7 protein-coding genes and 3 pseudogenes are annotated in these 9,774 nt (G+C 48.5%); 8 read left to right on the forward strand and 2 right to left on the reverse strand.

The window, feature by feature from the left end; genetic code table 11:
• Positions 1-189 precede the first annotated feature (189 nt).
• Entirely contained in the window at positions 190-1,029 is an 840-nt protein-coding gene (locus JCM11969_RS14950) for an aldo/keto reductase (RefSeq protein WP_054712414.1), read from the reverse strand.
• A 313-nt stretch (positions 1,030-1,342) separates the two neighbouring features.
• On the reverse strand, positions 1,343-1,984 hold the full coding sequence (locus tag JCM11969_RS14955) for a DUF6198 family protein (RefSeq protein WP_054712417.1): 642 nt from the start codon (positions 1,982-1,984) through the stop codon (positions 1,343-1,345).
• A gap of 711 nt (positions 1,985-2,695) precedes the next feature.
• Between JCM11969_RS14955 and JCM11969_RS14960 the strand changes: the two are divergent.
• The 8 genes and pseudogenes from JCM11969_RS14960 to JCM11969_RS17925 all read left to right on the forward strand — a co-directional run bounded on the left by JCM11969_RS14960 (position 2,696) and on the right by JCM11969_RS17925 (position 9,466).
• Positions 2,696-3,615, forward strand: a pseudogene (locus tag JCM11969_RS14960) (PLP-dependent cysteine synthase family protein).
• A 25-nt stretch (positions 3,616-3,640) separates the two neighbouring features.
• Positions 3,641-4,818 (forward strand): annotated as a pseudogene (locus JCM11969_RS14965) (trans-sulfuration enzyme family protein).
• Complete coding sequence (epsC, locus tag JCM11969_RS14970) at positions 4,790-5,356, forward strand: serine O-acetyltransferase EpsC (RefSeq protein WP_054712422.1); 567 nt, start codon at positions 4,790-4,792, stop codon at positions 5,354-5,356. The pseudogene JCM11969_RS14965 and the gene epsC overlap by 29 nt, the downstream one beginning before the upstream one ends.
• Before the next feature lie 324 nt (positions 5,357-5,680).
• Positions 5,681-6,610 carry a homocysteine S-methyltransferase gene (mmuM, locus tag JCM11969_RS14975; RefSeq protein WP_054712425.1) on the forward strand — a complete coding sequence of 310 codons (930 nt, stop codon included), beginning with the start codon at positions 5,681-5,683 and terminating at the stop codon, positions 6,608-6,610.
• A 108-nt stretch (positions 6,611-6,718) separates the two neighbouring features.
• On the forward strand, positions 6,719-7,339 hold the full coding sequence (locus JCM11969_RS14980; RefSeq protein WP_054712428.1) for a hypothetical protein: 621 nt from the start codon (positions 6,719-6,721) through the stop codon (positions 7,337-7,339).
• Positions 7,340-7,543: 204 nt separating this feature from the next.
• Entirely contained in the window at positions 7,544-8,851 is a 1,308-nt protein-coding gene (locus tag JCM11969_RS14985; RefSeq protein WP_054712432.1) for a Y-family DNA polymerase, read from the forward strand.
• Positions 8,844-9,163: pseudogene (locus tag JCM11969_RS14990) on the forward strand (acetyl-CoA carboxylase). Before JCM11969_RS14985 ends, JCM11969_RS14990 begins: the two are co-directional and overlap by 8 nt.
• A 72-nt stretch (positions 9,164-9,235) precedes the next feature.
• Positions 9,236-9,466, forward strand: coding sequence for a hypothetical protein (locus JCM11969_RS17925; RefSeq protein WP_156319399.1), 231 nt, complete (start codon positions 9,236-9,238; stop codon positions 9,464-9,466).
• The last annotated feature ends 308 nt before the right edge of the window (positions 9,467-9,774 follow it).

Genomic DNA, 9,774 nt, shown 5'->3' on the forward strand with positions numbered 1-9,774 from the left:
AAAAAAACACCGCGATCATATTTCGCGGTGTCTCTCTTAAACGGTATCAGCTAGTTAGCCATACGCTCCGTAGCTGATGCCTTAAGATTATTTCCAATAGTCAAAAAGCATCACCTCCTTTATTTATTGCCAATAGAATACTGCGAATAAAAAAGAAAGTCAACAGATGTTACTCATCTGTAATTTTGATTAGTCAAACTCTTCGTATTCGTTAGGATCTTGGCCATCGACACGGCCATCAGCCTTGTTTAAACGATTAATATCTTCAATCTCATCTGGTGTTAATTCAAAATCAAAGATGTCCAAATTTTGACGTTGGTGTTTCAAACTGCTGGATTTTGGCAACGGCACGATACCGCGTTGGGTGTGCCAGCGCAGGATGATTTGGCCGGTGTTTTTGCCATACTTTTTGGCGAGTTCCTGGATAACTGGTTCTTTCAGCGAGGCACTGCCGCGACCCAGTGGACTCCAGGCTTCTGTCGCGATGCCACGTTCTTGGTCAGCCTTTAAACCCGCTTCGTTGATCCAGTATGGGTGGACTTCAATCTGGTTAACCGCGGGCGTGACACCCGTTTCGTTTATCAGTCGGTCCAAATGGGCTGGTTCGAAGTTTGAAACCCCGATTGACCGGATGAGACCCAATTTTTGCGCGGTGATCATTGCGCGCCATGCTTCAACGTAGTGGTCGCGCTTTGGCAGGGGCCAATGAATCAAAAATAGGTCGAAGTAGTCCAATCCCATGCGGGCAAGGGACTCTTCAATGGCGTTCAATGCGTCGTCATATTTGTGATATTTGCCAGGCAATTTTGAGGTAATAAAGAACTCGCTGCGAGGCACACCAGATAACCGGACAGCCTTGCCGACGATGCCTTCATTATCGTAGTTTGTTGCACTGTCGAGGGATCGATAACCGTCGTGGATGGCGGATAAGATTTGGTGCAGGCCGGCGCCACCACGAATTTGGTAAGTGCCCAGACCGATTTTTGGCAATAGGTTGCCATCGTTTAATTCAAAGTTTGGTGTTGTCATGTGTAAAACCTCCTGTGAAATAACGCAATACCTCTTTAGCATGTCGCTTAAGGCTAAAAAATGCAACCATTTTGAGTTGCCTTCTCACATTTACACAACCTTTACAAGAACAACATCATTTCTTTACATTGGTTGGCTATACTGAGGTTATCGGCTGAATTGTCGATAACCTTTCTTTGGTGATTCATCCCGCTTACATCCCTTGTGAGGTTTTCTTTTTGGGGGAACCCAGCTGAAAACCTTACTTTTACGCAATTAAAAAACACATCGGTCTGCATGAGCCGATGTGTTCTAAAAAAATGATCATGTTGAGTTAACCATTTACTGCCTGTTTTGTCCTGAAATTGTGCTTCAAATGCGGCCATACCAATTTGTCTGACATCGCAATGAAGAAGCCATTTCCGATGATTGAGCAGATGGTCCCGATATTCACTGACAAGATTTCATGAGTGAAAATAAACGCAATAATGATGGCAATCAACGGTGGAATAAAATCAATCAATTGAGATGCCGTTGCATTCCCTTTAAGATACAGGAACCGCAGAATATTTGTTGTGTCATCATTGGGGTGCATCACGATATTTGCGCGTTGATAGAGGGAAATCCCAATACAGAAAACGATGATGCCGCCAATACTTAACAGGGCACGCCAGAAAATGTTCAGACCACCAACGCCCATCGCATCAAAAAAGGACACGAAGAAGGAAACAAAGTAACTGAAAAACATGGCATAGATGATTTCACCGACCATCCGTGGAATGTCCAAATGACGAATGAGGACTTGATTTGTGAGTGTATTCAACACACCGATGATCATGAGAATGACCCCGATGTTGACCCCGAGCCAGTGACTCAGGTTTACGGCGGAAGCGGTCCATAGACCACTTCCCATATTTGCTGAAACGGCTAGAGCGTTCCCGGAGGCATTTAGCAGCAGCCCCACGACTAGACCAATTAAACGATCTCTTAAATTATTTTTAATGGGTGTCGTCTCCAGTTAGTTTCGTTATCAAACCAATACTAGCACATCAAAGAAACCCTTTTCAATGCTGAAAAAACAGTGAATTAAAATTTGGCTGTTTGCAAGTGAGCGTTGTTGTACCAGTGCTGGACACGATTTTTAGTTGTATCTTCAATCGTTAGTCAACGAACACCGGTATGCTTGACATCACGGATGAACAATAAGTAAAAAAGAGGGATGATATAAGTTAAAAAGGTTAGGCTAAAATTGAAAAACAAATCACAATTTGGCTCTGAAAATTGACCATTTTTTACTTAAAAACACCTAAACAACTCATTTTGACTTTTGGTTAAATGTGTTTTTGAGTGATTATTTTGAAATTTTTTACTGAAGGCCTTTATAGAAAGAAGGCGTTTTTTAAAAATTCATTCAGGAAATATTGTTTGACTTTCTAAACAATTCCAGTTATATTTAAGCCATCAAATTACAGGAGGTTACACGATGACTCAATTTACGTTCAGTGCAGTACAAAATAACTGTTGTCGGATGTCGCGTTTTTGGCGATGTTCGGCCTGTTAAGCATTGACTTTTTGAGGGTAGTGTATCCGAAAAGTCCTGCTAGCTCAGGCTAGACATGGACTAAGGGCGCGAGAATTCATTTCGAATTCCGCGCCCTTTTTGTAGTTTCAGGAAGGAAGAAAACCGATGATCATTCAAAGCGTGTCACAACTTATTGGCAACACACCGTTACTTGAACTCCCAATTGACGTCCCAAATGGCAGTCATATTTACGCCAAACTGGAAATGTTTAATCCCGGTGGCAGCATCAAGGACCGGTTGGGACAGTACCTGATTCAAGATGGTATCGACAAGGGTAAAATCAACGACCAGACAACGATTATTGAACCAACGGCAGGCAATACCGGCATTGGTGTTGCCTTGGCAGCACAACAGCACCATTTGCCAACGATTCTCGTTGTACCAGAGAAGTTCAGCTACGAAAAACAAACGTTGATGCGCGCTTTGGGAGCAACCATCGTCAACACTCCTTCCGAAGGCGGCATCAAAGAAGCCATTCAAAAAGCACGTGAGATTTCAGCTGATACGCCAAACAGTTACGTGCCGATGCAGTTTGAAAACCCTGCGAACCCAGCAACGTACTACCACACGTTAGCGCCGGAACTGATTGCTGATCTGGGTGATCAAGGCATCGACGCGTTCGTTGCGGGTGCTGGCAGCGGCGGCACCTTCGCCGGCATTGCCAAGTACCTGAAAGAGCAGAATCTCAAAACGAAGAGCATCGTCGTTGAACCAGAGGGCTCGATCTTAAACGGCGGCCCTGCTCACAGTCATCGTACCGAGGGTATCGGCGTTGAATTCATTCCGCCGTTTTTCCAGGAGGTGACCATTGATGAAACGCTGACGATTCCGGACGCGGATGCCTTTGAACAGGTTCGCCAAATGGCGGCAACACAGGGATTATTTATCGGCAGTTCCAGCGGTGCAGCTTGGCGGCCAGCCTGAAGGTTGCCGAAGAACTACCAGCTAACAGCACCATCGTGACCGTTTTCCCAGACAGCAGTGAACGGTACATGAGCGAGCATATTTACGAAAAAGAAGCTTAATAGTCAAAAAATGGAGGATGACCTTATGAAATTTGAAACGAAATTATTACACGGTGGTATCAGTGAAGATGCAGAAACAGGCGCAACGTCGATTCCAATCTACATGGCCTCAACGTTTCATCAGCAAAAAATCGGTGAAAACAAGTACGAATACTCCCGGACAGGCAACCCAACTCGGGACGCTGTGGAAGCTTGATTGCCGACCTTGAAGGCGGCACTGCCGGTTTTGCGTTCGCTTCCTGGTCAGCCGCTATTGATACAGTTTTCTCCATGTTCTCGGCGGGCGACCACTTCATCGTTGGTAACGATGTGTACGGTGGCACGTTCCGCCTGATCGATAGCGTCCTGAAGCGCTTTGGCATGACTTTTACGGTAGTCGATACTCGCGATCTTAACGCGGTGGAAGCTGCCATCACCCCAGCAACGAAGGCCATTTATCTGGAAACCCCAACGAACCCGTTGTTGAAGGTGACGGACATTGCCGCGGTCGCAAAAATTGCGAAGAACCACGAACTCCTGAGCATTATTGATAACACCTTCTCATCCCCATATGTTCAGCGACCGTTGGAACTGGGCGTGGATATCGTTTTACACAGCGCATCGAAGTACCTTGGCGGCCATTCTGACGTCATCGCCGGCGTTGTGGTTGTTCGTGATCCAGAACTCGCAGAACGGATCGGGTACCTGCAAAACGCCATCGGCAGCATCCTGGCACCGCAGGAATCCTGGTTGCTGCAACGCGGGATGAAGACGCTGGCCATCCGGATGCAGGCGCACCTCGCTAACGCCCAGAAGGTCTTTGACCACCTCAGCGACCAGCCATCCGTTGCGAAGATCTACTACCCAGGCGACCCGAACAATCCCGATTATGAAGTAGCAAAAAAGCAGATGCACGGGTTTGGTGCCATGATCTCGTTTGAACTGCAACCAGGGTTAGATCCAAAGAAGTTCGTGGAAAACTTGCAGGTTATCACGTTAGCTGAGAGTCTGGGCGCTCTGGAAAGCCTGATTGAGATTCCAGCACTGATGACGCACGGGGCCATCCCACGTGAGATTCGGTTGGAAAACGGTATCAAGGATGAGCTCATTCGCTTGTCGGTCGGCATCGAAGACAGCAATGATCTTTTGGCTGACCTTGACCGCGGGTTTACCAGCGTCCAACAGGGGAAAGACCATGTTACAGACAGCACGCGCCATTCTTAAGCGTGACCCCGCAGCGCACAGCCTGTGGGAAGTGCTGCTGACCTATCCGGGACTGCACGCGTTGTTCTGGCACCGAATCGCTCATTTTCTAGCGGGGCACGGCCGCTACATTCTGGCAGCGCTGGTCAGTCGGTATTGCACGCACCGGACTGGCGTGATCATTGCGCCGGAAGCGCAGATCGGTAAACGGGTGTTTATCGACCACGGCACCGGCGTGGTGATCGGTGCTACGGCCATCGTGGAAGACGATGTCACGATTCTGCACGGCGTCACGCTGGGCGCACGTGATAGTGAGGTTGACGGCAGACGGCACCCAATCGTTCGGCAAGGCGCATTCATTGGCGCTAACGCCCAGATACTCGGTCCCATTTCGGTGGGTCGACGCAGTAAGGTCGGTGCCGGCGCAGTCGTTTTAAAGGATGTGCCGGACAACATGACCGCCGTGGGTAATCCCGCTCGACTCGTCACCCATAAACGCACGGGATGGGTGACTTACCGGTACAGCGAGATGATCGTTGGTCAGCGGATGGAAGGGTAGTTTGAGTTGCGTTAGTGAAGTGCGCGACAGAAACGATTATATATGAAGAAAAAGTTCGCAGTCTTGTTGGCTGCGGACTTTTTGATTGGTTAAACAAGGCACTTAATACTGCCAAAGTACATTTTTGAGCTTGTACCAGAAATGATTGTAAATTCTTATAATGACATCAAACTGTAATCGTTTCCAACACCAGTTCAAGATATAATAGGGGCAAATATAGCAGGTGACGGACAGCCAGAATTGTTTTGATCGTTAGTAGGGTCACTTGTCAGCGAATAGCGGGCAAGAATGGATAACACATAAAACAAACGCGGGGGTGCGCTTATGGTAAATCTGTTGGATCAGCAACCTTTGGTAATTGATGGCGGCATGGCGACCGAGTTAAGCAAACAGGGGATCGACACGACGAGTCCCCTCTGGTCGGCGATGGCAGCGGCTAAATTTCCCAATGCAGTACAGGGGGTTCACCGTCAGTACTTTGAAGCTGGTGCTAGTGTTGCGACAACGGATAGTTTTGTAGCGAGTATCCCAACCTTAGTCAACGCAGGGATGTCCTTGACAGATGCCCGCCACTTGGTGCGAGCAACCGTTAAATTAGCAAAACGGGCTCGGGATGCCTATCGAGCAGACAGCGGAAGCGAACGGCCGCTACTGATTGCTGGCGGCGTTGGTCCGTATGCGGAATACAGTGATGATCCAAGCAAGTCAGTCGGCAATTACGCGCTAACGATACCGGAATATCAGCGATTTCACCGGGAGCGGATGCAGTTATTGGCAGCGGCCGGCGTGGATCTATTTGCGTTTGAAACGCAACCGAACTTTACTGAAACACAGGCGTTAACGGAACTGCTGGAGTGTGAATTTCCTGATAAAACGGCCTGGCTATCGTTTAGTGTGGACGACCAGGGCAACCTATGGGATGGTACGCCGTTGTGGGAAGCCGTATCCTACTTTGAACCGCACCCACAGATCGAAGCTATCGGTGTTAATTGTTTGGCGCCAGACGATATTTTAGACATGGTGGCAACAATCAAACAGGTGACGACAAAACCAATTATTGTGTATCCCAACAACGGGGCGGTCTTTGACGCAGAGACGCAAACCTGGTCAGTGGATGATCAGACACCGACGCTCGCATCCCTTGCGCCACAGTGGTTAGCGGCCGGTGTCAGCATCATTGGCGGTTGCTGCGGCACAACGCCTGACGACATTCACTCATTAGCGCGTGTCGTTAATAAAACATCAGTTAAATAATCAACAAATGTTCCTTATAATGTTTGATAAATCCAGAATCGACAATTCTTGAATCTGGTGACGAACTGGGTAGAATGAGGGTACTAAATGACAAAGGAGTGAGTCACGATGTACCCTGAAAACGGCCTTGTTGCAGATTTTGAACTGGTATTTCAACGACGTCACAGTAACGCTCAGGAACAGGTTAGTCAGCAGTTAGCACTTCTCTCCACGCAACCAGTTAGTCGATGGACAACGCCGTTAAGCTGTGTTTATCTATTAGGGGGTTCGGATGGTATCCGAGCTGCCATCCAGGATGAACTCACCTTAGAAAACAGGGTGCCAGACTTTACTGGTATGGACAGCGTGGCTGAATACTTTGAAGATAAATTTGATGAGGTCACTGCGATGCGGCATAGTCAGTGGCACGGTCGGCTTGAGACAGACGTTGCTGAGGTTACCAGGCAGCACGCGCGCCACTTGCCCATTCTGCTCAGCGACGTGTTCTATATGTGGGGCATGGGTTATGAGCAGGGGTACCGGTTTACGGTCATCTACAATGCGTGGCTGCTGCGCAAGTATAGTGGGAAAACGGCAATCACGCCTTACTCCCCCGTGTTCTTTAAACGGGTGCACGATGATGCGATCGATATGATGTGCGAATTGATTGAAAATGACAGTGAATTGGATGATCTGCTGTGTGCAATCAGTGAAAATTTAGCAATTAAGACACCAAGTTTTAATGAATAGCGTCCAAAACGCCTCGTCGAATTGACGGGCGTTTTTTTGATGTCAAAAGAATCGTTTATTGAGGATGAGTCAGTGCACTGATTTCAGTGAGTGCCGTCACTATTTCCGGATTTTTGAGTCATGGCATTAAAAAAATTAACTTGACCAGAACGAACGCATGTTTGTATAATAGGGTTAACCAAACAAACGTTCGAGGCGAGCATCATGGATATTAACTACGACAATGAGCCACATGGGGTGTTTTTTCTCATTGACAATAAGTCCTTTTACGCCAGCGTTGAAGCGAGTATGCGTGGGTTAAATCCACTGGAAGTCCCGTTAGTCGTGATGAGTGAACAGGAAAATACCAATGGCGGGTTGATCTTGGCCACGTCACCGGAGGCTAAGAAACGCTACCACCTGCAGGCCAATGTTTCACGTCAGCGCGATCTGCCGACAGATCCGGCCTTAATGGTCGTCCCGCCACGGATGAATTTATACATCAAACGTAATTTACAAATTAATGATATTTTTCGCCGATTTGTTGCCGATGAGGATCTGCTGCCCTATTCAATCGATGAATCGATTCTGGACATGACCCATTCTTGGCGCTTATTTGGTGATAGTCCAGAAGCAGTTGCCCGAAAGATTCAGTTGACCGTTCGACAAGAACTTGGACTGTACACCACCATTGGCATTGGTGAAAATCCCGTCCAGGCGAAGATTGCCCTGGACATTTACGCGAAACACAACCGTGATTTAGTGGGTGAGATTACGTACGACACGGTTGATCAGACGATTTGGCCGATCAAGAACATGACGGATGTATGGAGTATTGGCCACCGCACGGAAAAACATCTGAACCGGCTAGGCATCCATAGTATGTGGGACCTTGCCCACTATGATCCGTTTGCGCTGAATCAGGAAATGGGGTTGATCGGGATGCAACTGTTTGCGTTAGCCTGGGGCATCGACCACTCGCAACTTCGGGAGCGTCGCGGTCCAAAAGAGGCCAGTATTGGTAACTCGCAGGTGTTGCCGCGTGATTACCAAACGCAGGCGGAGATCGAGACCGTCATCAAGGAAATCGGTGAGCAGGTGGCATCGCGATTACGGCACCATCGCAAGCAGACCAGCTGCATTTCACTGGCGATTGGGTTTTCTTATGCTGCCAGTGAGGCGGACGGTCGCAGCGGGTTTCACCAGGCTAAACGCATTGAACCGACCGACCGGAATCACGATATTGTGGCGATCCTGATCAGTATGTTTCGATATCAGTGGGAGGGTCAAACGATCCGCAACATTGCGGTGTACACAAGTCGGTTGAACAGTAAGCAAAGTCAGCAGCTGACCTTTTTTGAACCGCCAAGGCCACAAATTAGGCGTGATCAAAGCGACCATCTCGTTGACCAGATTCGTGACCGATTTGGGTTTACGAAACTTGTCTATGCCAGCAGCCTCTTGAAAGGGGGAACCGCGATTGAGCGTGCCTCACTTGTCGGTGGTCATAACGGCGGTAATGCCTATGCCTAGTGATCTCAAACTGATTACCGAACGCATCGACACCTGTTTAAACGTAAAATGCAAACGCGTTATTGGCTAATGGTGACCGACGACGTCTACGATAAAACGTACAATTTCTTTTTTAATTTCCAAAAAAAGGGTCAACGATTACGCTCTGTCCCGCTACACACTGTTTCGAACTACGACCTCGGCTACCTCGAACGCCTTATTACCGGCCTGCGCAAGCACACGCAGCTGACCATTGAGTACGTGGGTTTCACGGGGCAGCGGTGGCCCGTCAGTCAGCGCATCATTCAACGAAAGAAGGAAGCCGATGAATAAGCCAGCACCCTACGACCCAGCGCGGGTCCAACTGTTTTTTGACCGTTACTATAAAGACCGCGGCGTTGTAAAGTGGCAGGGGTTCTACCTGTCAGACCACACGGCAGCCTGAAGAAACAGGCCGCGCAGGAGGCCAAGACCTACCCAGCAAAGCCCAAGCAGACCATGGAAACGATATCGAGCCTGTTAGCGGACGCGTTTGCGAACGGCAACGTGGTCAGTATTCAGCTCAATAATCTAGACGTAAACGGTGAGTACCACCCCGATGTTGTGGCCGATTGGCCGGGTATCAGGATGAGATGATCTATATGAATGAGAAGGCACCAATGATGATTTCGGAGATTCGGCATGTAGAAATAGAGCGTGGAGGAAAACGGTAGGAAGCGGAGTGTAAGCTAACTCTGGCGGAAATGCCCGAACCTGGCATTTTCGCCAGAGTTGGCTTACACTCCGCTTTCTGTTTTCCGGAGCGCGTTTCGGCTCAAGGACAGAGGACCACACAGAAATGCCTGACCCTGGCATTTTCGCCAGAGTTGGCTTACATGCAGCTTTCTGTTTTCCGGAGCGCGTTTCCACTATGAAGCCAAGAAAGACCCAGAAATGCCTGACCT

This window comes from Secundilactobacillus paracollinoides DSM 15502 = JCM 11969, from assembly GCF_001311135.1.
GTDB lineage: Bacteria > Bacillota > Bacilli > Lactobacillales > Lactobacillaceae > Secundilactobacillus > Secundilactobacillus paracollinoides.

Coding starts and splice junctions, on each gene's coding strand:
- JCM11969_RS14950 (WP_054712414.1), bottom strand. CDS start 1,029: ATGACAACACCAAACTTTGAATTAAACGATGGCAACCTATTGCCAAAA.
- epsC (WP_054712422.1), top strand. CDS start 4,790: ATGTTACAGACAGCACGCGCCATTCTTAAGCGTGACCCCGCAGCGCAC.
- mmuM (WP_054712425.1), top strand. CDS start 5,681: ATGGTAAATCTGTTGGATCAGCAACCTTTGGTAATTGATGGCGGCATG.
- JCM11969_RS14980 (WP_054712428.1), top strand. CDS start 6,719: ATGTACCCTGAAAACGGCCTTGTTGCAGATTTTGAACTGGTATTTCAA.
- JCM11969_RS14985 (WP_054712432.1), top strand. CDS start 7,544: ATGGATATTAACTACGACAATGAGCCACATGGGGTGTTTTTTCTCATT.